The sequence below is a fragment of the Chroococcidiopsis thermalis PCC 7203 genome (genome assembly GCF_000317125.1).
GTDB classification, from domain to species: domain Bacteria; phylum Cyanobacteriota; class Cyanobacteriia; order Cyanobacteriales; family Chroococcidiopsidaceae; genus Chroococcidiopsis; species Chroococcidiopsis thermalis.
Genome location: NC_019695.1, coordinates 746,242 through 770,143, shown reverse-complemented (window position 1 = coordinate 770,143; position 23,902 = coordinate 746,242). Strand labels below are relative to the sequence as shown.

Below are 23,902 nucleotides of genomic sequence, written 5' to 3'. Positions count from 1 at the left end.
ATCTCTGCTTCCACAAAACAACATTGTTTAGCTTAATTACTTAAAATCGTAATATTTTGTCATTTGTTATTCGTCATTTGTCATCTGTTGTTGGTTGACAGTTAACAGTTGACAGAAATATACGTAGGATGCGTTACGCCAAAGGCTAACGCTAACGCATCACTCTAAGTTTTTGGTGCGTTACGCGCTGGCGTAACTGAGATTTTTTCAATCATCAAACTGATGGCTGGACTCCTTTCTAGTCACTAGCCACCAGTCACTAGTCACTGATAACTGATTTCAGGCTATCCAAAGTTCTTGGGCAAATCTGACTGAGAATAAGATTAGTAAAATGGTGAAAAAAACTAATGTTATATATCCCCAACGTGGATGGCGGGAGAGTAATAAACTAAGTGCAATTGGTAACGAGATGATTCCGTAAACTAACCGAGTCAATGACCAAGTACTACCAGAAACAAGTAACAATCCTAAACCACAAAAACCATAGGCGATCGCTATAGTAGTTAGTTGGTGGCGCATATGCCATAACAAATAGATACCACCTAAAACAGCAACCGTATTCAGCAACGGATCGCCTGCTAACAGCCACAAAGCCAAAACGAGTACGCAAAAACCATAGCCTACCTTAACTGGATTGAATCGGCTACGCCAGCGCCAAAGACAATAAGCCAAAGCAATTATCGCGATAAACAACAACGGATGCAGCGGATCTTCGATCCTTCCAGACTTCCAGTTAGCAGTGCCGACAACAACTTGCATCAGCATCTTCCACCAACCTTGTACGTCAACCCCTAGCGATCGCTTCCATTCCTGCTGGGCGCGTCCGAAAGCCAGCCAATCGCCTAAATAAATCCTACAGTAGAGGCTGTAGAGTAATAGACCGCTGCCAGCTGCCAAGCTAGCAAGATAGGCGATCGATTGGCGGCGCTCTTTCCAAGCAGCGATAATTAAGGCAGGCACGATCGCAATTCCAGTTGGGCGAGTCGCCGTTGCCAACATTCCCCACAGCGCCACCCCAGGATACTGCTTAAATTCAAAAGCGCGTAAGGTTGCCGTACTGCAAAGTAAATATAGCCCTTCCGTGTAGACTACCGTACCAAACAACGACAGCGGACACCAAGCTAATACGGCTGCACTCCACCGGGCTGCATTGGTTCCATACTGCCGAGCCATCCAATTAGCTAGTAATAATAATGCGCCTAAAAACGCCAAATTATTTACTAATACCCCCGCCACTTCTGCTGATAACCCCAGCAGCATCAAAGCACGGATACACAGAGGAAACAACGGAAAAAAAGCAACATTGTCTCCTGCATAACCAGAAGTTGCAATCTGTTGATAAAAGACGCTATCCCAATGAGAAAAAACTCGCCAACCAAAATTAGGAATAACGCCTCCTGGTGGTTTTGGTAGTGCAGGTGCAATGAATAACATCGCTACTGCTACCACCGAGCGGCTCAGCAGCCACATACAAGCAGCAAATCTTAATTCATTTCTCATTATTCAGTTATCAGTAGAGAGTGACTAGTGGCTGGTGGCTAGTGGCTGTTTATCTAGTCACCAGTCACTAGTCACTAGCCACTCACCAGTTACCAACTACCTTTGTCAAAGCCAATTTAGCCGCTCCCACGATTCCGGCTTGATTGCCTAACTCGGCGCAAACTAACTGCAAACCCTCGCGGGAACAGGGTTCAACTCGACGCTCAATTTCAGCCCATGTTGCAGGAAAGAAAAACTCCGCACACGCACACGCACCACCACCGATCGCCACTGCTTCTGGCGATAGTACGTATACCAGACTTGCCAACCCTGCTCCTAAATCCTTACCATATTCCGACCAAAATTGCAAAGCCGCGGGATCTCCAGCTTCAGCCAAAGCGCCTAACTCGGCTGGTTCCTTGCCCGTGCGCCGTCGGATCGCTGTTACCGAAACGTACTGTTCTAAAGAGCCTTGATTGCCACTTTTACAGGGTGGACCATCAGGATGCAAGGTAATGAGTCCCAGTTCCCCAGATGCGCCCCGATGTCCGATAAATAACTCGCCATTAAGGATAATTGCCCCACCGACACCCGTACCTATAGTCAATAAAATAAAATGCTTGAACTTGCGCCCTACCCCCAACCACGCTTCCCCTACGCCCGCACAATTGGCATCGTTAGCAACGACTGTCGGTAAACCCGTTTTTGCTTCTAACCAATCGGCTAAAGGAACGTTGTACCAGTCAGGAAGATTAATCGCAACTTTCGCAATTCGCCCCGCCGCATCAGCGGGACCGGGAGTTCCGACACCAATCGCCACCGCTTGCCGTTGCGGATCGACTTGAGCGATCGCCTCTACCATTGCCAATAGTACCGCTGTTGGCGTAGCTGGTTGGGGCGTAGGTACGGTTAAAGACTGCAAGCAAGTCCCATCCGGCAAAAATCGCCCTAACTTAATTGCAGAACCGCCCAAATCGATACCGATGACTTGATGGTCATTTGTCATTTGTCATTTGTTGTTAGCTGACGTTAACTGATAACTGGTCACTGATTTTGCTGCCAGTTGCGATCGCAATATCTACTTTGTTTATTTTGACCGAGCGATCGCTGTAGAGTTGTGCCATGAGACACTCCTACATTTGGCTGCGATTTCAAAGCTGTTACGGGTGCGGCATGAATAATACTCGCAGCAGCAAGCGAAAGCATCAAACCACCAGCAGCAGCAGCAACTAAAGATATCGGATCTTTCATCGTCTTTACTTTTTCAAACAAGGCTTTTCAAAGATAACCGATGAACGGGTCGTGGGGTGTGGGGTGTGGGGTGTGGGGGAGCCAGTGCGGTCTTGGGGGTTACCCCCATGAGCAACTGGCGTTGTGAGGTGTTTGATTTAATTCCGAATTCCGAATTCCGAATTCCGAATTCATTATGGTGGTGTTTGACTCCAACTGTCTTTTCGCAAACGGGGGTTGATAAATTCGTTTAAGCCTTCACCCAGTAAAGACAATCCTACAACCATTAATGTCATGCCTAAGCCAGGAAAAAGCGCCGTCCACCATACTCCTGTTGGCAGTGCTTCGAGGGCAAGACGCAGATCGTGACCCCATTCTGGTGTTTCTTCTGGCAGTCCTAACCCTAAAAATCCTAAGCCACCCAGCGTTAAAATGGCATCGGCAGCATTGAGAGTGAATAATACTGGTACGCTCTGCACGACGTTGAAAAAGAGGTATCGAGTTAGAATTCTTCCGGTTGAGGCTCCCATAGCTTGGGCAGCTTCGACAAATAATTCGGTTTTGACGCTAACGGTGTGGTTGCGGACGACACGGTAATATTGGGGAATATAGGCGATACTGATGGCGATCGCAGCATTTAATATTCCTCTACCGACGACAAAGGCTAGCGTTACCGAAAGCAAAAGTCCTGGTAGCGTGTAGATCGTGTCCATAAAAAATAACAATATGCGATCGAGTTTGCCACCGAGATAGCCACTGACTAAACCTAAAGGTACGCCAATAATTAAACCAAAGGCTGTGGCTAACACCACCACTTGCAACGCCGCTTGAGTGCCGTATAGCGTGCGCGAAAATACGTCATAACCTTGGCGCGTCGTGCCAAATAAATACTTGAGGGAAGGTGGATCGTGAATTGGGTTAATGAGCGACTCTGTAGGGTTTTGAATCCATCCCCAAGCTTGAAATACGGGAGCGAGTAATGCTATGCCTAAAAAAATCAGGGTAATTGCTAAGCCAATCGCTGTCAGTTGTAAGGATAGACTAGGACGACCAGAAAATCGAATCAATCTGGGAAGTTGACGTTTTGCCACACTCATGCATGTTTGCCCTAACAGGAGCGATACGCAGACTATTGTTACCTAAAAATAAGTCAAAAGTTAAAAGTCAAAAGTCAAAATTTTGAAACTTGTGCTGTTACGCATTTATAGCAAACAGCGGATGAACTAGGACAATTCAATTTACTACAAGTTCGCGCTTGTACCATGAGTTCTTCATTTGCTCGAAAGCTCGCTACTTCCTGAATATTAGCCATAAAGAGATCGCCAACAGGGTTCCATTCTTTTGACTTTTGCCTTTTGACTTTTGACTTACTTTATTGGCTACTCAACCAAGTCATCGCCTGTTTCATCCATTCTTCGGGGCTGGCGTTTTTCGGTACGAGGGCGTTTTGACTGACAGCTGTTAGTGCCTGAGAAATTTCGCTGGGGCTGTAGCCGACGGCGAGGAGTGCGGCTTGCACTTCTTCTAAAATATTTGGGGCTAGGGGTATGGCGGCTGTCGTTGTGGCGAGTCCAGCTGTTTGACTCCAACTGACTAATTTGCTTTTCAGTTCTAAACAAATGCGTTCGGCAGTTTTGCCACCCACACCAGGGGTTTGTAGCAGGAGTTGGGTATTGTTGCTGACGATCGCCTGTACCAGATCGGAGATATCAAAAGTATCTAATAAAGCGATCGCCAGTGCCGCACCAATACCGCTAACGCCGATTAACAAGCGAAATAAGTCTCGTTGTACGCTAGAACCAAAACCGTACAGTGATGGCTGTTCTTCCCGCACTTGGAGATGGGTAAAGATTTGTGTCTGTTCGCCAGCAGTTAGTTCCTGCGATAGTCGGGCGGGAATTTGCATTTCATAGCCGCAAGCGTTCACCTCTAGAATCAGGATGACGCGATTGCTGCTACTTTTGATAATGCTGGCAACTGTACCCTTGAGATAGCTAATCATCCCAAAAAACCGAAATGACCTAAGCCCTCTAGGATACCACCTGCACAGGGGGCTTGGGCTAAGTAGCGATCGCCACCTGGGTTTGCTTCGTGCCATTCTAGTAATTCAGAACTGGCATTACCAACGATAATTCCTTTGGTTTCCCTGGTGGCGAACATGGAAATATCGTTACCAGAGTCGCCGCACACGACTGTTTTTTCTGAGGAAACTTGCCAAGTTGAACGTAAAAACTTGACTGCTAAGCCTTTATCACCGCGTAAGGGCAGAATATCTAAATCGGTTCCGGTACTATAGATTAATTTGACTTCTAAGCCTTGCTGTTTCAAGGTAGATTCCAATTGAGGTAATAGTTCTGCTGCTACAGTTCGAGCCAAGTGAAAGCTAACTTTATAGGGACGCTGTTCTGAATCTGCTTGTAGCGTCAGATCGGCAAAATGAGCTGCGATCGCTAAAATTTTATCGCGATCCCAGCCTATATCGAGTTGTTTCGACCAAGCAGTATAAGAGTTATCAATCCCGTCGAGATAGATTTCCGTCCCCACTGACGCAACCAAAGCATCAGGGGAGATCAGATTTTTTTCCTGTTGCAATTCTTGATATAGTATGGGCGATCGCCCTGTTGCATAAACAATCTTCGTGCCGTGTACGTGGCGATGGTAACTTAGTTTTTGGTTTAATTCTGATAAGGCGCGATCGTCACCTACGAGGGTGTTATCTAAGTCGGTTACGAAGAGAAATTTCACAACTACCTCTTATACCAGCTACTCCATCAAATAGTTTAGGACTAAGTGGCGATCGATGAGATCGAGCAAGTCAAAAGTTAAAAATCAAAAGTCAAAATAGATATCTTGCTTGCATTCACTCTTCATCCGCGTACCCAATGGTTGCGGCTGCACCAACATCAGCATTCATCTGCGTTTCCATCTGCATTGAAATTCATCTCTAGTAAGCTCAGCCATATTTGCCCCCTTGAGTTAAATATTAGTATTAACTGCATATGTAATTTTTTCTTAGCCCCTTTTTAAGGGGGTTGGGGGATCGAAAAAAAACAGTTACCTTATTGCAAGATCCCCTAATATAGCAATCCTATTTGATTCATGAACGAGCAGGCTTCTAGCCTGCCGCAGGCTAGAAGCCTACTTTACAAATCATTTAGAACTGCTATAGCAGGGCTAAGATTTGAGCAGAATTTAGTTCAACAACTATTTCGAGAGGAAATTATGCGGGAATCCGTAATTTATCAAGATATTATTCAAAAGGGCATACAACAAGGCAAGCAGGAAGGCGAGTTAGCAGTTGTGCTACGCCAACTCACCCGCCGCCTTGGAACGATAGAACCTGAAGTTCAAGAACGCTTGCGGAGTTTAACTACTACTCAGTTAGAAGATTTAGCAGAAGCTTAGAGTTTTCAGCCTTTTGCCTTTTAACTTTGAACTTTTGACTTTCTCATGCTGCTTGAGATTGCCCAAATTCGGATAAGAATCGGAATGCCTTCACGACAGCACTAGCGCATTCTCTGGGTGAAGAATTGTAAAAAGCACGCCATGCAGAGGCTTTAAATTCATCGTAACGGTCTGCTTTTTCAGGGAAACGTTCTAACCAGGCTAAACGCACGGCATGACCGATTAATACATCTAAGACGATGTATTCTTCTATTTGCAAATTAGGATTGCGATCGCAAATTGCTGCTAATTCCATGAGCGTTTCAATATTAACTTGTCGATATTCTGGCGCTTCAATTTTATTGAGTAAATGCTCGACTCGCAAGGCAAAGTTTTTTTCTCCCGATGTCATTTCTGCTAGAATTAACTCGCTATCCAAACGATTGCGTCGTTCTAATTTATCGCCAATAATCACGCCTTTAGAGTGTTTCATTAACCGCCAAACTCGTTGGAAAAAGTCTTGAGGAACGCGGTTCATCGACCCATCCCAGTGTCGCTGCTGTTGCCAGCCACTCAAAGGGACAAAGCCTTCATCTGTAGCTTCAGGCAGTACTACCCATTCAATATCGCTTTCTGGCTGTTTGACGTGTAGCGATTCTCGTTGACGCAAGACTTGATTCATCCCCTCATAACCAATTAAAACTTGGCGCAGGCGCATTTTCACTTCAAATGGGGATAGTTGCATCAAATGTTCGTAGGCTTCATCTTGAGTTAATCCCAATTCTTGCCCTAATTCGCTGGTAATTAATAGAATTAAATAACCAACCCGCAATGTCAGCAATCCCTTAAATAAGTGGGGTTCAGTACGAATTAATACCCCTAAATAGTTAAGCATTTCTTGAGTCAAAACGCGATCGCGAATATCTTCGCCACAAAACTGGTCGATTTTTTCCCCAATTTCCTGATTAGACATCGGTTGGGTAATCAAGGAAGCCTCGCTGTAAGACTTACCTACAGCAATTTGTTTTTGTCTGACTAGAATTGATGTCACCTCGTCTGAAAGCGACACGTCTATCATCCGTCGCAGTCCTGCGGCGCGGCGTACAATCGTCCACAAGCAAGAATTTCCCGCCTTGGTATAAACTTCATCCAATAAATCGCCAACCGTCACTCGTCCAGTGCCAAAACCAGTATCAAAATCTAAGCCGCGTAAGCGATACAATGTCTGCAATAACTCTATTTGCTCGTAAAGATTTTCTGAAGCCCGTAATTGTCCTAATAGTAGACTGAGATTGGTTTCGCACTCTAGTTGAAATTCTTGAGTAATCCCTAGAGGTAGGTTTTTTTCGGGATGAAACGTTAAATAATAGTTGCGTTGTGCGGTCTTGTTGACTGCTAAGCGAATAAAATTTAACTCATGCAAGAAATCAATCCGTTCTGTTTTTGCCGTTAGCATCAACTGTTGCAATCGTCCTAGCTTAACGTGAACGCCGTTGCAAACACCGCTTCTGAGTTCCTCCATCAACGGTAATAACGCTTCTTTCTCCGTTTCTAGCATGGTATGAGTTAACATCAGCGTTACTGTCGGTCGCCCTAAATCACTCCAATGGTGTTTAATATATGCAAGTTCGCTTTTGAGTCGTGCGACTAGAAAGTGGTAATCGAGGGTGAGATAAAATTGTTGGGGATCGAGAAAAGAAGGTAAAAACACCACGGTTTCATCGCGAATCCGAAAGATTCTCGAAGTCGTTAAACTCCGCAAGCGTCTAATTGGTCTTCCTGACAAACCTAATTTGTCGTTGCGTCCAATTTGGGTGTAGACAGTTGATAGTTCTCCGGCTTGGCGGACTTGAATGGGTTCTACTTGTGATGGTGTTTGGGTTTCAATGCCGTAAACCGCTAGTTTTGCTTGTAAATCTTCATCTTCTGCAAGTAAGGCAATTTGTACCATTGCTTCTTGGCGACGACCGATGTTTAAATGTTTTCCTAGAGGATCGATATCGCCAATTGAGACTAGCCCTTCACTTAACATTTGACCGAGAAAATACAGGCTTTGCGCCCAAACTAAGGGGACATTCTCATTTGGTAGACGAGTTTGAGTTTGGGGATTTGCCCTTTCTGCGGCAATGTTTTCCTGCGGGACGTAGTACAACTCTGGCAATAGTTTCACGCCATCTCGTTCTACGACAATCTTTTCCAAGCGTTCCTGATATGCTTGAATTTGGGTGCGATCGCCTCTAAATATTCCATCTAGTAATAAGTATGTGAAAAATAGGGGCCACTCGCATTCGATATGTTCAAATTGCTTCAGTTCCCACGGTTCGTAATGCAGGCGGTTGGTGTCTTCCAACACCGTTTGATGTCCGTCACGTAAAAATCGCTTGCAACCGTATTTGCCTTGGAGTTTGGTAATAATATCATTGCGGGTGCGTTCTAGCAAGCGTCGATCCTCTACGGCAAACGCAGGATAACCGATAACGCTTAATACGGCTGCATCAACTTCTTTAGACGCAGATTCCCTCGGTAACAAATTCTCTAACGTAATGCGGGCGCGGGCAATTTCATCGGGTAAAACGTGAATTACCGATGCTTGGCTACCCCCAACTCCAAATAAATCTAGTCCGTTCATGGCTTCTAAGGCTGCTTTTGCCATTCCCACAGAACTAGCATTCAATTCGGCATTACCGTGATTGATTTTGTTTCCCCGTTCCCAAATTCCGAAGTCTGGGGTACGGTAGGTGCGTCCGATGTAATAAACCAAATTTTGCACGAAGTTTACTTCGTCGATGGTGTAGACGACGTGCAACCCCGAAGCCGTCATTTGTGCCAGCATCAATAAAAATAGAGAAGTGGCATCGAGTTGTAGATGTCCCCACTCACCATCGCCGACGACAATATCACCCGTTTGAGTATTGTACTTGGCGTGCAAGGCATCTAGGGCAGCTTGAGTGTGTTTAAAGCTTTCTACTTTGGTGGCTTGGCGCATCATCGCAAATAACAAGCCTCGCATCAGCTTCACAACGCTGTGTTCTAATTCGTAGGTACGTCCTTTATCGGGATCGACTTTACGATATGCTAGCGCCAGACCCCAGACCGCTAAAATACTGTAGACGTTATCTCTCACCCAGGCATCGGTATAATCTCCGTGGGCAGTGATGGCAGTACTAGCTGGTAATAAGCCAGAAATCGGATTTTGCCGAGATAAAATGATGGTTTTAATCTGATGGTAATAATAGTCCAGTCGTGCGGGTAACTGAGCGGCAGTTTTGTACATACGGAAGTTTGACTGTTTCGGGAATCAAGCGGTTGCGTGGTGAAGCTATCTACAGAAAAGCAAAGATCGCTACATTTCATCCTTTCGGAGTAGATCGACCAAAGTAGAAGAACGATAAGCTGATTTAGGATTTTGTTCGTATTCTACTGGAAATCTCACCGTACCACTGAATCGCGTTAGCGAAGCTGAACGAAGTTATCGCCACTATCAAACGAAAATTTATTGTAATCTTCATCAAATCCCCACTCTGCGATCGCGTATCTTTGCAAAATCTTTAACGACTCTAAGCTACAACATTGTCAGTATTTTCACTGAATACGTAACTTAGTATTGTCTTTTTTTATACCGTTGGCTTTACCGAATCAACAGGCAGGTAATCGATATGGCACTTTTATACAATCAACAACAGTCTCCTTTGGTAAAAATTGTCTACAGCAAAGTTATTACTAACGGCAAAGTTGAACTAGTACCACTGCAACTATATGCAGACGGTTCCTTGCGTCGCTGTTAGTAGAAAATCATAGCCACTCTATATAAATTGTTAAATCGGTTTTCCCTGTAGAGACGTTACATGTGTAGAGACGTTACATGTAACGTCTCTACAAAAATTCGTGAAAAAATTTAAGAGCGACTTAAATCTTGACTCCAAAATAATTCTTTGCCGTGGGAATCAATAACCCGTCCAGTAAAGATAATAGCTTTGGTTTCAGAAATAGAAAAGCCTGCCTCAAAACCGATCGCAGTTTTCAATTGGATGCAATACACGTCTGGTAGGGGCGCACAGCTGTGCGCCCCTACAAATATCATCCACATAATCGAGAATTGCTATGAGATGTTGATTCAGACCGTGAAAGCTTCCATCCCAATCGGTGATTTGATAATAATTGATTTCAGTCTCGGCAAGATCGCGATCGCATCTTGTTGAGAGAGAAGACAAGCATCAGCTTTCTAATATTCAGCAATTAATTATACAAAGGTAAATCTTCCTTTAGAAGCAGGTATAAAAAGCTTGAATCTGCTAGCTCATTATTCAACTGAGTATTAAAAGATACCAAAAAGCTTTACTTTGAGGAAGACATGACAATCTATATTTTTGCGGTTGAATAATAATTGCTTTACTTTATCTTTAAAATTAGAGAGGTATCATCAAGCTTTCATAGGCTTGTATGAAAAAACACTTGGAATTCGTGTAGGGACTGGTGGCGACGCATCTACAAAACATCAGGGAGGAAGTCACCAATGGCTAGAGTGGCATTGCTGATCGGCGTAAGCGATTACGGACCTGGTTTTAACTGGTTACCTGGAGTTGGAAAGGACTTGGTAGCAATGCAACGGGTCTTACAGCATCCAGAAATGGGTGGTTTTACAGAGGTAGAAATCCTCAAAAATCCCGATCCACTGACAATGCAATTAGCGATCGCAACTTTATTTAACGCCCAGACACGCCAGCCGGATGACTTAGTATTATTATATTTCTCCGGTCATCACGTCAGCGATCGCTATGGCAGATTTTACTTTCCCACTCGCTTAACTTGTAAAAATCCCAACGGAGAACTGGTTGCACCGACTGCAATCCCATCTCATCTAATTAAAAATATCATGAATGACAGTCTGGCAGAACAACAGGTTGTCATTCTCGATTGTTGCGCCGACAATTCTACTGTGATAGATGGATGGACGCAAAATCCCATGATTGGCAATCTCCAACAGCAGTTAGGAGGAATAGGTAGGGTAATATTGACGGCTGGAAATACAGCAACAGAATGTTCTCATAAGGGATTTGAACTCTCAACATATACTCATTACTTAGTAGAAGGAATTGAAACTGGCGCAGCAGATTTAGATCGCGATCGCACAATTTCTGTAGCAGAAATGCATCAGTATATTAGGAGAAGACTAGGAGAAACATCGACAAATTTAGCACCAAATATACACGCATTTGACGATCCGCAGCAGATTTATTTAGCTAAAGCAACCATTAGAAGAACAGCACTTTGGTGGTTGGAAAATGCAACGCTCAATACAGCGATCGTAGCTCATAGTAAAGGTACAGACGATCGAGGTACAGATTGGGAAGCAGACCGTCAGAGTACGGTAGCAGTTTTAACTAGCGAAATGCAGGAAAAAACGGTAGAAGACGATCTCGTTCAACGCCAACCAAAATCTTGGTTGGGGGCAGTTACACTGACAGTTTTGGCAATATTAGGGATAGCTTATGGTGCAACTCGCTGGCAAGATTTGCGCCAGCTATCCATGAGCGAAACTATTGCCGCAGACACGACATACAATCACCAAGTACCGACAGTACTCGAACATGTTCATACTGTTTGGTCGCTGGCTTTTAGTCCTGACAGTCAAATTTTAGCTAGCTGTGGTAACGATCGCGCAATTAAGTTGTGGAGTTTAAAAACTGGAGAATTAATTCGGACAATTCTTGATGCTCATGCAGGTGCAATTTGGTCGGTAGCGATCGATCCTGGCGGAGATAAATTAATTAGCGGTAGTAGCGATCGCACGATTAAAGTTTGGGATTTGCAAACCGGGGAACCGATCCGTACCTTGCGGGGACATACAGATACAGTTCGTGCTGTGGCTGTGAGTCCCGATGACAAACATATTGTCAGCGGTAGTAGCGATCGCACGATTAAAGTTTGGGATTTAAGTACGGGAGTTTTACTACGAACTTTGAGCGGACATACAAGTGCAGTTCGTGCCGTAGCAATTAGTCCTAATGGTTACACGATTGTAAGTGGTGGTGCAGACAATTTAGTCAGAGTTTGGAATTTAAACACGGGACAATTACTCAGCACGCTACAAGGGCATACTAGCCGAGTCATTGCGATCGCCATGAGTCCCGATGGAAATATAGTTGCCAGTGGTGGAAATGACAACACAATTAGGCTGTGGAATTTACAAACTGGAGATTTATTACATACTTTGAAAGGGCATTCAGACCACATTAATTCTCTGACTTTTCGAGCGGACGGACAAGTACTAATTAGCGGTGCAGAAGACCATTCCATCAAATTATGGAATCCGCGATCGGGCGAGCTGCTCAATACTTTAAGCAAACACGATGAAGATGTTTATGCAGTAGCTATAAGTCCCGATGGTAAAACTCTTGCTAGTGCAGATAAAGCAGGGGAAATTAAACTGGGACAGTGAACGTTTATCAGTACAACTAGCCAAAGCGCCACTAGCCACTGATAACTAATTTACCTATAACCGGGATCTTCTTCTTCTAGGCTGGCTCCACCTGGAGGCGAATTAACTGGAGGCAAACTATTAGCAGGTGGAGATGTATTGTTTGATGGTTTTACCGTAGGCGGGGTAGGAATGGGAACTGGAGGAGTGGAGATTGAAGGAGTAGAGGAGGTTGGGGGAGTAGAGCGACGAAAAGTCGGTGCGGTAGACGTAGGAGAAGAGGGCTGCTGTTCGACTTCTATGAGACCAAGCAATACACCAGAACTCGTAAAATATTGGCTCCAGTTTTGAATTTGAGGTTGCTTTTGCCAGTCAAAGCGAGAAACTTTGGCAAACAATAGAGGTGCTTCTTGTCCGTTACGTTCGCCAAAAATGCGGACGGACATTTCGCGCAACTTGGAGTTTTCTTGAAATCCTAGTCGGGTCAAGTTTGCGGCGATGATTTCCGCTTGTTGTATTAGCTCGGCAAAAGATTGGGGACGAGTGATGTTGACGGTAAAATCAACCTGTTTGGACTGAGTACTTTGTAGGGTCTGGGAATTGCGTGTAAAGTCTACAACCTCTACTGGATTGGCTGTTACGGGAGAGATTGCGATCGCCCAACTACCTAAAATAAATACCGTACCCAAAATTCTGCTATGACTCATAGCTACAGCCTGATGTCTACAAATTCGCTTTAACGCTACTTGAGTTACTCTACCGCTTAATTGCTCCCCAATTGTGTAGATGCACGCAAGATTTTTAATTCCGAATTCCGAGTTCCGTAGCTTGCTTCCCCGTAGGGGTATTCCGAATTCTTAACGTTTGGGATAAACGGCAACGGCTTCGATTTCAATCAACCAACCAGGATCGACTAAACCAGCCACAGCCAGGGTAGAACGAGCTGTTTTGACTGGATTTTCTGGATTGTTGAAATATTCAGCGTAGGCATCAAACCAACCTTGGTAATCGACTTGATTATCCATTGCGGGATCTGCCACCAGATAAACGCGCAGATAGACCACATCAGATAATTTCAGGTTCACATCTGCCAACAAAGCTTGAATTCGTTCTAGAATACCGATCGCCTGAGTTTTTGTATCGCCATAGCGATCGCGCGTCCGCAGTGGAGCATCGGGATTAATCACTGGTGGGACTGTGCCACTCGTCCAATAGTAAGCTTGGTCTTCCGGTACGGCGACGGCTGAAGCAATTGAAGAGGTTGGCGAACCGTAAAACACTACCTCTTTCGGTGAAGTTGGTTTGGCTACAGCTTGAAGATGAATCCCAAATATTTGCAGACCAATTAAGCTAGCACAAACAATTGCTAATAACCAAACACTAATTTTTCCAAGTTGAAGTTGATTGATGAAGCGTTTCATAGTTAATTTTTGGGTAATTTTTGGGTAACAATCAAAAATCAAAAGCCAAGCATTTGTAGGGGCGGGTTTAGCCAAAAATTCATGCCGACAGCAAGAAATCTACCTTCAAAACCCGCCCGTACCGGAGATAGGAGAATGTCAATAAAATCCCGATTGCGCACCAATGACAAATAACGCTCATAGAGCCGCAATCTGTGTAGAGACGAGACGAGCAGATTCAAAAGCACCAGCCATCCAACCTGTGAGGTAGCTGAGATGTTCGCCGCACAAATAGATGTTGCCATCTGGTTGATTCAGTCGCGGATAGTAAGTCGTTCTGACATCAGTGGTGTACTCCGCCCATCCACCTTTGCTATAAGGCACTGTTGACCAGAACAGCGAAAAGCCATTCTCAAAGTGGTTGTTATATTGCGGGTGAATCTTACTCCCTTGTTCCAATGCTAAAGCTACGCGGTCTGCGGGGGCGAGGGTTCCGACTGTCTCTGCTGTTGAACCAAAGTTGTAGTAGCCCAAAACTACGCCTTTTTGAGACAGATAACCTGTGGAGGGATACCAGATCTGAGTGATGTCTTGGTCAGTTTGAGTGATACCACCGAAGATGTCTTCGTCATCTTCCCAAAAACGGCGGTTGAACTGTAACGCACTTTTACCCGTAACGGCATATTCCACGCTGGCGATCGCTTCTTTCATATCGGGAGCGAAATCAGAGGGAATATCTTTCAGTACTGACAGAGGAATGTTACAGATACAGTAGTCGGCTGTCTCTTGCTTGACGTTACCCGATTTATCTTTGTACAAAATTTGCACGCCATCGGGAGTCTTGCGAATTTCTGTCACCACTGCGCCATAAGTAATGAATCTCCCTACCTGCTTTTCAAAAGCTTTGGCGATCGCATCCATTCCTCCTACAGGCTCAAACATCGTCATTTGCTGGTTGAAGCCAAATTCAAAACTTTCGTTCCCAGCAAATCCCAACTCTAACAACGCACTCAGATCGTAAGGGTCATCAACGACTCCAGGCGCATCGCCCGCTCCTTGATACGTAGAGTAACCGCGTCGGCTGGAACCTTTGTAAAATAAATCTGGGTTTAAACCGCCATAAGTGCGGAGAAATTCGATCATTTTCTCCTTATCTTCCACAGTTAGAGGTGCATCAACTGCATCTTTACTAATTGCCTTCGCTAAGAGTTCGGAAATGTATCCCCGCATATCGGCGATCGCCTCGCGAAAATGAACCTTGCGACCGGATAGCGATCCTGCGTTTTCGCGGTAAATATATTGCTGGCGGCTGAGGTTGACTATGACTTCTAACGGAACGCCCAGTTCTTTGCAATAGTCAATAGTGACGTGATGGTAGGGAATCCGAGCGGGACCGGGGTTAAAATATTGTCCGCGATCGAATCCGATGGTCTGTGTCTGACCTAAAGTATCCGTGAATTTATCTCCGGTGCGAACTGTCCAGCAGCGACCCCCTGAACGTTCTCTGGCTTCTAAAATTTTGCATTGGTAGCCGACTTTGCTCAATTCATAAGCGCAAGTCATGCCACCTAACCCAGCACCGAGAATGATAATACTTTTACTACCTCCTCGACGTTGAAGTTGAAACGGGGATTTTTGTGCTGTTGCTGGTTTTTCGATCAAATCCAAAGCTTGCATAACTGCATAAGTAGTACCAGCAGACGCAGCAATTCTCGTGATAAAGTCTCTTCTTCTCACGTCCAATCCTCAATTATTTGGCTGCACAAAAAATGGCGAAAAGATGTAGTTTATACATCATTTGCGCTGCAAAACTGTATCAGAGCAAATAAATACTAGTTGCAGCGTAATTTTTGCGACATGACTCAAAATATGGCGAATAACAGCCGAAGAGTGTATTTACGATGACAGTTCGATTTGTAATAATAATGAGTTTTGTAACTACTGCTTTGCGCAAGAATTAGTTTTGTAACTGCCTGCGATCGCAGTATTTTTAGTTACTGAATATTCAGCAATTCTGCTGTCTGCTGCGGTTGAACTAGAGTATTGGCACACAAAATTCCCGAAGCGGCAACAGCTGGCACGCCAATTCCAGGCGTGGTACTATCACCAACGCGATATAATCCCGAAATCGGAGTGTGAGTACTGGGAAACATACCCTTACCAGCCGCGATCGCTGCTCCATAAGTTCCCTGGTAGCGTCGTAAATAATGCGCGTGAGTCAACGGCGTACCGATCAGTTCTAAGACAATTCTTTGTCTAATATCTGGAATAACTCGTTCTAAAGCACGATACAAAGATTGCGATCGCTCTTTTTTGCGTTCTTGATAGCTATTATCTCGCTGCCAATGTTCGTGTGATTCTAAAGTATAGGCGTGAACCACATGATGTCCTGGGGGTGCAAGAGAATCATCCCACACTGAAGGAATGGAGATCATGCAGGTATTACCAGGAGTCGTGATGTCGCGTTCTGCATCGTGGACGACAACATGATGTCCGGTTAAATTGTCCAACCCCTCGGCTTTAATACCCAAATGCAGGTGCATGAAACTATCTACAGCTGGGGTGGCTAACGCTGTTTGTCGATAGGATGTGGGTAAATCTTCTGGCTGTAATAATTTACCGTAGGTATCCCAAATGGAAGCGTTGGATATAACAATTGGTGCATGAAGGATTTCTCCCTTTCGCAAGCGCACGCCTGTAACTCTACCAGACTCTACCAAAATTTGTTCGACATGACAGCCCAAGCGCAACTCGCCACCCCAACGTTTTAACCCGCGTACTAAAGCATCGACGATCGCCCCACTACCCCCAATTGGATACTCTACCCCAGCACGAGAGCGTTCGCCTAACATAAAAGCAACTTCTGGGGCGATCGTTCCATGTGCTTTTAAACCCGATAGTAGAAAACATTCTAAGTCAATCAGTCGCCTCACCCAGCGATCGCTAACTTCCCGATCCATGACTTGTCCTACCGAGCTTTGGACTAAACCCAAATGGGGTAACATTTTGACTAATGAGGGCAAGCAACGCCCCATGAGAACGGGTATCAGTTGCCAATCAGCCCGTAATAATATTGTGGGAATGCCCTGTAAAGTGTCGTACAGGGGTAGCAAGCGCTGAATAAATCGCTCTAATTCTTTCGATCCTTGAGGGGTAAATTGCCTTACTGCTTCTAGGTAGCGTTCCTGTTGGCTGTATACAGGTAAAGTTCCTTCAGGAAAATGATAATGTCCCAAAGGATCGTAAGGTATGGCTGGGAGAGTTTCTTCTAAAACATTTAAGACTTGACGCAGGGGGTTGCGGCTGTGGGAGTCGTTTAAACCGCAGTAGAAGGAGGGACCAGAATCGAAATGAAATCCCTGGCGAGAAAAACTATGGGCTGCACCCCCAGCTATGGTATGACTTTCACAGACTGTGACTCTTTTGCCATAACGAGATAATAAAGCAGCGGTAGTCAAGCCACCTATACCGCTACCAATGACAATGACATCTACGTCGCGATCGCTCATTTGTTAACCTGTATTACTTCGATATACTATAGCGGTCGGCTATTTTCAAATGGTTCTACTGCTTATGGAGCAAATAAGAGTTAATTCTAATTTTCCCTAACTAAAAGGACGAAGCATTTTAACCATATGTATTCTTGATTTAAAGCTTGCAGCATTATAGATGAGACTCGCCATGAACTTAAGTTCATGGCTGATAGCTGAAGTCCACTAAAGTAGACTAGCAGACAGACTTTAACCCATTGAAATGGGTTTTTGCTATCAGCCTGTGAATTGTATTCGCAGGCGGGCATTGCAGCAGGTGCAAAATTTCAGCTTTAGTCATATAAGCGCTCTACAGAACACTATATTCTAGCAAAAACTAGTTTTGTGAATATGAACTTTATTCGGAGTGAGTTTATGGACAATCGAAAACTAGAGTTTGAAATTGATAGAAAAAACTTAGAATTTGAAATCGATAGAATAAAACAAGAATCATTATTTGTATACGATCTCTTAATCAGCCGCTACGAGATATTATTTGATATTTTACACTCAAAGCAAACTCAAGAAAATATTAATTTTTGCAAACAGTTATGGAATTTCTTTTGTAGAATATGGAAATTAATAGTAGGTGAAGCCCGTTGAGAAAAAGTATTTTTTATAATTCTTTTATCTTTAATACTAGTAGAACTAGAATTTAGCTATTACAACATATTGATTAACGAACAAAACAAAGCATGGTATGTGTTGATTTGGTTGGTAGCGTGGGCTTCTCTTTGGCTTTTTAAATTATGTAGGGGCTTTAAACGAAAAACACAAAGAGATAATAAATCGGAACTGGTTCACAGATTTTTAACAAGAAATAAGCAGAGGGCTACAGATGATTTAGTAGTAATTAATGAACTATGCTCGGTCGCTCATATTTCAACTTTAGATTTCGTTTTAGCAGAAATAAGAGGGTTGATAGACGAAAGGCAAGCACAAGGTGAAGTTTATATTTCATTTGTGCCAATATCATCTCTAGTTTCTGTTGTCTTAGCATTTGCAATATTTGGTAACTTTATACAAGCTTTTGGCGGTACTTTATTTTTCGATGCAGTTGTAGGAGTTCCAGGATTTATACTCATAGTTAATCAAGTAAATACCTTTGTTACAAAATGGAGAATACAACGTGAGGAGATATTTGCACTGAAGCGCAGTAGATTTTTATTAGAACAAGCGAAGACTATCTTAGAAAAGATTAAAGAATAAACAAAATCGCTTAGTATGCTGAGAATATTAGCAACAAAAATTTACAAAAGGCAATGTAGCCTATCTCTGCTGTGGCATTAGCAAGGTTCAGTCTACTAACGAAATGGTATAACAAAGATCGCACTGACCTAGACAAATAGGCGGGTACACTTGGATTGTCATAAAGGGTTTAATTAAAATAAGCCAAAATAGATTGAAGAATAGCAAAATGCTAAAACTGCTACGAGTGAGGTAATGGACTAAACTGTGGAAGTACAACCGAACAGTGAAACTAGCCGCTATAACTTCACAATCTGCTGATGGCTGAGCCAATAATCGAACTCAAAGGTGTAAGTAAATCATTTGGTAGCAACCTGGTTTTAGATCGAGTCGATCTGACGATCTATAAGGGAGAAGCTTTAGCCATCATCGGTCCTTCCGGTACGGGAAAATCGACAATTCTCCGACTGATAGCAGGATTATTGGCTCCTGATGAGGGAGAAATTTACGTCAAAGGACAGATGCGAGAAGGCTTGATTGAAGATAAAGCAGACCCAATCGGGATTGGGATGGTGTTTCAACAAGCGGCTTTGTTTGACTCGCTGACGGTAGAAGAAAATGTCGGCTTTTTCTTGTACCAACACAGCCGCCTATCGCGCCAGCGGATTCGAGAATTAGTCAACCGCAGCTTAGAGATGGTGGGTTTACCAGGAATTGGCGATCGCTATCCGGCAGAGTTATCGGGAGGAATGCGCAAGCGGGTGAGTTTTGCCCGCGCGATTATTTCTAACCCCGACAACCCCAAAGATCGATCGGAGGTTTTACTCTATGACGAACCGACGGCGGGACTCGATCCAATTGCTTCGACTGTGATTGAAGATTTGATTCGTCAGTTGCAATGCTTGACAGGAGTTTGTAACACCTACGCGATCGTCACCCATCAAGACAGTACCATCCGCCGTACAGCCGATCGCATTATTTTTCTCTATCAAGGTAAATTGCAGTGGGAGGGAACGGTGGACGATATCAACAAGACAGATCATCCAATGGTGCGACAGTTTTTCAGTGGCAAAGTAGAAGGACCAATTCAGGTAATTGGTTAGCAGGGGTGCTACAGTGCGCCTGAGTCAGTGAATCGAGGAGAAAACGATGCGATCGCGTGCAGTTAGAGAAGGTTCGGTGGGTTTATTGTTATTGCTAGGAATGGGAATATTTATTGCCGTCTTCCTATGGATTAGAGGCTTAACTGTAGGTGAGAGAAGCTACAGCTTTACAGTTGAATTTCCCAGAGTCAACGGTTTACTAGAAGGAGCAGCGGTAAGATATCGGGGGGTAACAGTTGGTAGGATTGCCAGTATTCGTCCGCGAGTTAATGGAGTAGAAGTGACTGTAGAGGTTTCTCCAGCCAACGTTGTGATTGCCCGCGATGCAATCATCGAAGCTAACCAATCGGGGTTTTTAGGTGAAGTAAGCGTCGATATTACGCCACAAAAAGAAGTCCCACCAGAACAAGTGACCGCTAGAGCGCTCGATCCCAAGTGCGATCGCGCTTTGATTGTCTGCAACGGTTCTCGTCTCACTGGTGAAATTGGCGTTAGCACTGACGAATTAATTCGCTTTACTACCCGCTTTGCTAGCGTCTACAGCAATCCAGAACTCTATGAAAATATTAATGCGGCGATCGAAAACACTTCAATTGTTGCCGCCGATGTGTCTCGACTGACTCGCGAACTTACGACATTAACCAAATCGACACGACAGCAGCTAGACAACCTTGCAGTTACAGCCGATCGAATTACAGCCACGACAAATAAAACCGCCAGTCAATTTGGAGCCACAGCCAACCAAGTTCGATTGACAGCAGAACAAGCAAACGATTTAATTGCTAATCTCAATCGTCTCGTCACTGAAAATCGCACTTCCCTCGTCGCTACTTTAGACAATCTCACCCAAACAAGCAAACAACTCCGTTCAAGCGTCGAAACTCTCACACCCACCGTTAACCGCGTTACCCAAGGACAGCTGATAGAAAATTTAGAAACTCTCACAGCCAATGCTGCTGAAGCTTCAACTAATTTACGCGACGCTTCTAAAGCGCTAAATAGTCCTAGTAATGTCTTGGCACTACAACAAACCTTAGATTCTGCGCGGGTAACATTTCAAAACGCCCAGAAAATTACCTCCGATTTGGACGAACTCACGGGAGATCCTTCATTTCGGGACAGCATTCGCGAACTGATCGAAGGCTTGAGTGGTTTAGTCTCTTCTACACAGCAGGTAGAACAGCAAGTTCAAGTCGCTAATACGCTCGATAGCGTGAGGGAGTCGGCAGTCGTTGGGGGACAAGGAGGACAAGGGGGACAAGGAAGCTTTGCCCTCGCTCCTCACTCCTCGCTCCTCGTCCCTCGTTCAGAGACTCCCCAATGGTTGCTGAAACTTAAGGAAAGCGTAAAACAGGACAAGTAAAATCAAGGCTAATCAGCTCCAGTCTTCTTCGTCTCTAACTGCATTTTGGTAAATGGAGCTAGTAGCATGAATTTGACGGGTTTTTTCGTATAAAGTAGCTTCCGTTAAATTCCATCTCTGCATGACGGCGTTTAGGTCTGATTGGATGTCTCTAGCTCCAGGGAAGCCGCGATAACGAATTCGCAGTCGTGCTAGCTCTGCCAAATTGTAATCGCTGACGGGATCGGTTTGCAGGCGATCGACGATCGCGCGATCGCGTCTGTACAACGGATGTTGTTGGTCTTTGGTTTCTAAATTGGCACTCATAGAATAGACGCAATGTTTACGGGCTGTATTCCACCTCCAGCTATGATATTCGGAAAATGGTGGGTATTAACTGCGTGCATCGCTTGAATTCCCAAGTTGGCACGGTTCACCAGATCTGCTTCTGTCCCGATAACTCGACCGCTACTGTCGAGAATCGAGTGGTTGAAGTTAAAGCCATTTAAATTGAACGCTACGCTACAAATTCCCGCCGTGGCAAACCAGATTCCTATTGTAGGTAAGGCAGCTAGGAGAAAGTGAAAAGCGCGATGATTTCTACTAGCAAACCAAGGAACTAAAAGCCGTCCTAGAAAACCATAGTGTCCTGCCAAGTAGTGATAAGTCATCTGCGACTGACCTAATTTATATCCCGCATTGACAGATTCATGCTCCTGAGTTTGGCGGATGAGGGTAGAAGTTACCAGAGAACCGTGCAAAGCACTCAAAAGCGCGCCACCAAAAACTCCCGCTACCCCTAACATGTGGAAAGGATGCATGAGAATGTTGTGGTCTGCTTGGACTGCCAACATAAAATTGAACGTGCCAGCAATTCCCAAAGGGAGTCCATCGGCAAAGCTACCCTGACCGATGGGATAGACCAGCAATACTGCTGTGGCGGCGGCGGCTGGCGCAGAGAAAGCTACAGCAGTCCAAGGACGCATACCCAAGCGATAACTCACTTCCCACAGTCGTCCCAAGTAACACCATATGCCGATGAGAAAGTGGAGTACGATCAGTTGATAAGGACCGCCGTTATAAAGCCATTCATCCATAGATGCGGCTTCCCAGATCGGGTAAAAATGCAGCGCGATCGCCGCTGAAGTTGGTATGACTGCGGCTGTAATCAAATTATTGCCACCCATCAGCGAACCGATAACAGGCTCTCTAATGCCGTCTAAATCCACAGATGGGGCGATCGCAAAAGCAAGCATAAAACAAATGCTAGCTGTCAGTAAGGTGGGAATCATCAGTACGCCAAACCAACCAATGTAAATTCGATTGTCAGTACTTGTTACCCACTCGCAAAATCGATTCCATACTTTGGCAATTTCTAATTCCGGTCGCCGTTGAACAATCGTGTTCATAACGTCCTCCTAGCAAAACTCTATCTAAAGAGATAGATGCTATCCTCTGCCGCTGTTGACTGATTTTAGATTCCTTGCGGATTAAGAAATGTTGATGCTGTAGCGCCAGCGACCTTCTACACGCGATCGCTGTTTTGGCATCCGAGCAAATTGATTTTCAAGATCGTACAACTTTCTGAGTCAATTTTAGAAAAAATTTGCTGGCTGTTAGAATTTTAGTTAAATATCTTTAAACGGCTGTCAGAAAGGCAAAAAATAAAGAGAGCTGTAAATAGACTCAGATCGTGACTGAACCAAAACCAGGGACGCTATACGTAGTTGGAACGCCAATTGGTAATTTAGAAGATATCAGCTTTCGGGCAGTGCGGATCTTGCAGTCGGTAGATGCGATCGCGGCGGAGGATACTCGCCACACGGGGAAGTTATTGCACCATTTTCAAATTAAAACACCACAACTGAGTTATCACGAACACAACCGTAACAGCCGCATTCCCGAAATTATCGATCGGTTACAAACAGGTAAAGCGATCGCTTTAGTGACAGATGCCGGAATGCCGGGAATTTCCGATCCTGGGTATGAGTTAGTTCAAGCGTGCGTCGAGGCAGAGATAACTGTTGTCCCGATTCCTGGCGCGAGTGCTGTAATTACGGCTTTGAGTGCGGCGGGTTTACCTACGGATCGGTTTGTGTTTGAGGGTTTTTTACCAGCTAAGGGCAAACCCAGACGCGATCGCTTAGAGTTTTTGCAGACAGAATCCCGCACGATAATTTTATACGAAGCTCCGCATCGTTTGCGTCAAACTTTACAAGATTTAGCCACGGTATTTGGGGCAGAAAGACAGATTGTGCTGGCGCGAGAACTAACAAAATTACACGAAGAATTTTGGCGGGGGCAAATTGAAGGGGCGATCGCCCATTATCAACAAAAAGAACCCCAAGGAGAATACACCCTAGTTGTTGCAGGCATGGAATGGGTGAAACCCCAGTTATCGGAAGCAGAAATTCAGGCAGAATTGCAAAAATTGATTTTAGCGGGAGTATCGCGATCGCAGGCTAGCCGTCAGTTGGCAAAGGCGACTTCTCTATCGCGCCAGGAAATCTATCAATTGGCTTTAGCAATTCCGAATTTGCCCCTGTCTGCATCACCGATACCAGACATCCAGAATGAGTAAAGCCGCATCAAATATCGCGCTTACCTGTAGCTAGCTGGAGCTATTGGTCTAAACTAATCCTATGAGCGCCTTCAAGCGCCAATGCGTTTCGCGAATCTTTGCCCCCCTTTTTTAATTAAAAAGGGGGTTGGGGGGATCGAAAGCGTCAAAGCCGTTTCGCGAATCTTTGCCCCCCTTTTTAAGGGGGGTTGGGGGGATCGGTGTCGCAAAAACGAAACGATCTGTAGTCTCAAGTGTGAGGGGTTGG

General features: G+C 44.7%; 22 protein-coding genes. 7 read left to right on the top strand and 15 right to left on the bottom strand.

Annotation, left to right across the window (positions count from 1 at the left end):
* Positions 1-279: 279 nt before the first annotated feature.
* The 6 genes from CHRO_RS03385 to CHRO_RS03360 form a co-directional block, all read right to left on the bottom strand.
* Entirely contained in the window at positions 280-1,500 is a 1,221-nt protein-coding gene (locus CHRO_RS03385) for a mannosyltransferase family protein (protein ID WP_015152782.1), read from the bottom strand.
* 82 nt (positions 1,501-1,582) lie between these two features.
* Complete coding sequence (locus CHRO_RS03380) at positions 1,583-2,485, bottom strand: ROK family protein (RefSeq protein WP_015152781.1); 903 nt, start codon at positions 2,483-2,485, stop codon at positions 1,583-1,585.
* Between the two features lie 38 nt (positions 2,486-2,523).
* Complete coding sequence (locus CHRO_RS03375) at positions 2,524-2,730, bottom strand: hypothetical protein (RefSeq protein ID WP_015152780.1); 207 nt, start codon at positions 2,728-2,730, stop codon at positions 2,524-2,526.
* A 173-nt stretch (positions 2,731-2,903) separates the two neighbouring features.
* On the bottom strand, positions 2,904-3,806 hold the full coding sequence (locus CHRO_RS03370; protein ID WP_015152779.1) for an ABC transporter permease: 903 nt from the start codon (positions 3,804-3,806) through the stop codon (positions 2,904-2,906).
* 275 nt (positions 3,807-4,081) lie between these two features.
* A complete protein-coding gene (ruvA, locus tag CHRO_RS03365; protein ID WP_015152778.1) occupies positions 4,082-4,711 on the bottom strand; it encodes a Holliday junction branch migration protein RuvA in 630 nt (209 codons plus the stop codon).
* Entirely contained in the window at positions 4,708-5,454 is a 747-nt protein-coding gene (locus CHRO_RS03360) for a sucrose-phosphate phosphatase (protein ID WP_015152777.1), read from the bottom strand. Before CHRO_RS03360 ends, ruvA begins: the two co-directional genes overlap by 4 nt.
* A gap of 354 nt (positions 5,455-5,808) precedes the next feature.
* Between CHRO_RS03360 and CHRO_RS03355 the strand changes: the two genes are divergently transcribed.
* On the top strand, positions 5,809-6,114 hold the full coding sequence (locus CHRO_RS03355; protein WP_015152776.1) for a DUF4351 domain-containing protein: 306 nt from the start codon (positions 5,809-5,811) through the stop codon (positions 6,112-6,114).
* 43 nt (positions 6,115-6,157) lie between these two features.
* Here the strand turns inward: CHRO_RS03355 and CHRO_RS03350 are convergent, their stop codons facing one another.
* Entirely contained in the window at positions 6,158-9,367 is a 3,210-nt protein-coding gene (locus tag CHRO_RS03350) for a glycoside hydrolase family 15 protein (RefSeq protein ID WP_015152775.1), read from the bottom strand.
* Positions 9,368-9,749: 382 nt separating this feature from the next.
* On the opposite strand from CHRO_RS03350, the gene CHRO_RS34160 reads away from it, so the two are divergent.
* On the top strand, positions 9,750-9,878 hold the full coding sequence (locus CHRO_RS34160) for a hypothetical protein (RefSeq protein ID WP_015152774.1): 129 nt from the start codon (positions 9,750-9,752) through the stop codon (positions 9,876-9,878).
* A 110-nt stretch (positions 9,879-9,988) separates the two neighbouring features.
* Here CHRO_RS34160 and CHRO_RS03345 read toward each other — a convergent pair whose 3' ends face one another.
* Positions 9,989-10,180, bottom strand: a complete 192-nt coding sequence (locus CHRO_RS03345; RefSeq protein WP_015152773.1) for a hypothetical protein — start codon at positions 10,178-10,180, stop codon at positions 9,989-9,991.
* A gap of 426 nt (positions 10,181-10,606) precedes the next feature.
* Between CHRO_RS03345 and CHRO_RS29405 the strand changes: the two genes are divergently transcribed.
* Positions 10,607-12,532, top strand: coding sequence for a WD40 domain-containing protein (locus CHRO_RS29405; protein WP_015152772.1), 1,926 nt, complete (start codon positions 10,607-10,609; stop codon positions 12,530-12,532).
* A gap of 50 nt (positions 12,533-12,582) precedes the next feature.
* On the opposite strand, the gene CHRO_RS29400 is transcribed toward CHRO_RS29405, so the two are convergent.
* From CHRO_RS29400 to CHRO_RS03320, 5 genes are all read right to left on the bottom strand, one after another.
* A complete protein-coding gene (locus CHRO_RS29400) occupies positions 12,583-13,218 on the bottom strand; it encodes a hypothetical protein (RefSeq protein ID WP_015152771.1) in 636 nt (211 codons plus the stop codon).
* A gap of 150 nt (positions 13,219-13,368) precedes the next feature.
* Positions 13,369-13,932, bottom strand: coding sequence for a RidA family protein (locus CHRO_RS03330; protein WP_015152770.1), 564 nt, complete (start codon positions 13,930-13,932; stop codon positions 13,369-13,371).
* Positions 13,933-13,970: 38 nt separating this feature from the next.
* Positions 13,971-14,093: a hypothetical protein gene (locus CHRO_RS34155; protein WP_255410063.1), complete on the bottom strand. Its 123-nt coding sequence runs from the start codon at positions 14,091-14,093 to the stop codon at positions 13,971-13,973.
* Positions 14,094-14,109: 16 nt separating this feature from the next.
* Positions 14,110-15,648, bottom strand: coding sequence for a flavin monoamine oxidase family protein (locus CHRO_RS03325; protein WP_015152769.1), 1,539 nt, complete (start codon positions 15,646-15,648; stop codon positions 14,110-14,112).
* Between the two features lie 257 nt (positions 15,649-15,905).
* Positions 15,906-17,420 carry a phytoene desaturase family protein gene (locus CHRO_RS03320; RefSeq protein WP_015152768.1) on the bottom strand — a complete coding sequence of 505 codons (1,515 nt, stop codon included), beginning with the start codon at positions 17,418-17,420 and terminating at the stop codon, positions 15,906-15,908.
* A 693-nt stretch (positions 17,421-18,113) separates the two neighbouring features.
* Here CHRO_RS03320 and CHRO_RS03310 point away from each other — a divergent pair.
* From CHRO_RS03310 to CHRO_RS03300, 3 genes are all read left to right on the top strand, one after another.
* The gene (locus CHRO_RS03310; RefSeq protein WP_041462339.1) at positions 18,114-18,650 is read left to right on the top strand and encodes a hypothetical protein; all 537 of its coding nucleotides are present in this window, start codon (positions 18,114-18,116) and stop codon (positions 18,648-18,650) included.
* A 299-nt stretch (positions 18,651-18,949) separates the two neighbouring features.
* Positions 18,950-19,732: an ABC transporter ATP-binding protein gene (locus CHRO_RS03305; RefSeq protein ID WP_015152764.1), complete on the top strand. Its 783-nt coding sequence runs from the start codon at positions 18,950-18,952 to the stop codon at positions 19,730-19,732.
* Between the two features lie 46 nt (positions 19,733-19,778).
* Positions 19,779-21,095, top strand: coding sequence for an MlaD family protein (locus CHRO_RS03300; protein ID WP_015152763.1), 1,317 nt, complete (start codon positions 19,779-19,781; stop codon positions 21,093-21,095).
* 12 nt (positions 21,096-21,107) lie between these two features.
* Here CHRO_RS03300 and CHRO_RS03295 read toward each other — a convergent pair whose 3' ends face one another.
* Both CHRO_RS03295 and CHRO_RS03290 read right to left on the bottom strand, forming a co-directional pair.
* Positions 21,108-21,401 (bottom strand): DUF3288 family protein, encoded by a 294-nt coding sequence (locus tag CHRO_RS03295; protein WP_015152762.1) that lies wholly within the window; start codon positions 21,399-21,401, stop codon positions 21,108-21,110.
* Complete coding sequence (locus tag CHRO_RS03290) at positions 21,398-22,483, bottom strand: photosynthetic reaction center family protein (RefSeq protein WP_015152761.1); 1,086 nt, start codon at positions 22,481-22,483, stop codon at positions 21,398-21,400. Before CHRO_RS03290 ends, CHRO_RS03295 begins: the two co-directional genes overlap by 4 nt.
* Before the next feature lie 281 nt (positions 22,484-22,764).
* On the opposite strand from CHRO_RS03290, the gene rsmI reads away from it, so the two are divergent.
* Positions 22,765-23,655: a 16S rRNA (cytidine(1402)-2'-O)-methyltransferase gene (gene rsmI / locus CHRO_RS03285; protein WP_041462338.1), complete on the top strand. Its 891-nt coding sequence runs from the start codon at positions 22,765-22,767 to the stop codon at positions 23,653-23,655.
* The last annotated feature ends 247 nt before the right edge of the window (positions 23,656-23,902 follow it).

What these genes read in the sequence shown, in the direction of transcription:
- CHRO_RS34160 (WP_015152774.1), top strand. Translation starts at nt 9,750, where the DNA reads ATGGCACTTTTATACAATCAACAACAGTCTCCTTTGGTAAAAATTGTC.
- CHRO_RS03305 (WP_015152764.1), top strand. Translation starts at nt 18,950, where the DNA reads ATGGCTGAGCCAATAATCGAACTCAAAGGTGTAAGTAAATCATTTGGT.
- CHRO_RS03350 (WP_015152775.1), bottom strand. Translation starts at nt 9,367, where the DNA reads ATGTACAAAACTGCCGCTCAGTTACCCGCACGACTGGACTATTATTAC.
- CHRO_RS03290 (WP_015152761.1), bottom strand. Translation starts at nt 22,483, where the DNA reads ATGAACACGATTGTTCAACGGCGACCGGAATTAGAAATTGCCAAAGTA.
- CHRO_RS03345 (WP_015152773.1), bottom strand. Translation starts at nt 10,180, where the DNA reads ATGTGGATGATATTTGTAGGGGCGCACAGCTGTGCGCCCCTACCAGAC.
- CHRO_RS03300 (WP_015152763.1), top strand. Translation starts at nt 19,779, where the DNA reads ATGCGATCGCGTGCAGTTAGAGAAGGTTCGGTGGGTTTATTGTTATTG.
- ruvA (WP_015152778.1), bottom strand. Translation starts at nt 4,711, where the DNA reads ATGATTAGCTATCTCAAGGGTACAGTTGCCAGCATTATCAAAAGTAGC.
- CHRO_RS03355 (WP_015152776.1), top strand. Translation starts at nt 5,809, where the DNA reads ATGAACGAGCAGGCTTCTAGCCTGCCGCAGGCTAGAAGCCTACTTTAC.
- CHRO_RS29400 (WP_015152771.1), bottom strand. Translation starts at nt 13,218, where the DNA reads ATGAGTCATAGCAGAATTTTGGGTACGGTATTTATTTTAGGTAGTTGG.
- CHRO_RS03295 (WP_015152762.1), bottom strand. Translation starts at nt 21,401, where the DNA reads ATGAGTGCCAATTTAGAAACCAAAGACCAACAACATCCGTTGTACAGA.
- CHRO_RS03370 (WP_015152779.1), bottom strand. Translation starts at nt 3,806, where the DNA reads ATGAGTGTGGCAAAACGTCAACTTCCCAGATTGATTCGATTTTCTGGT.
- CHRO_RS03330 (WP_015152770.1), bottom strand. Translation starts at nt 13,932, where the DNA reads ATGAAACGCTTCATCAATCAACTTCAACTTGGAAAAATTAGTGTTTGG.
- CHRO_RS03385 (WP_015152782.1), bottom strand. Translation starts at nt 1,500, where the DNA reads ATGAGAAATGAATTAAGATTTGCTGCTTGTATGTGGCTGCTGAGCCGC.
- CHRO_RS03375 (WP_015152780.1), bottom strand. Translation starts at nt 2,730, where the DNA reads ATGAAAGATCCGATATCTTTAGTTGCTGCTGCTGCTGGTGGTTTGATG.
- CHRO_RS29405 (WP_015152772.1), top strand. Translation starts at nt 10,607, where the DNA reads ATGGCTAGAGTGGCATTGCTGATCGGCGTAAGCGATTACGGACCTGGT.
- CHRO_RS03380 (WP_015152781.1), bottom strand. Translation starts at nt 2,485, where the DNA reads ATGACAAATGACCATCAAGTCATCGGTATCGATTTGGGCGGTTCTGCA.
- CHRO_RS03320 (WP_015152768.1), bottom strand. Translation starts at nt 17,420, where the DNA reads ATGAGCGATCGCGACGTAGATGTCATTGTCATTGGTAGCGGTATAGGT.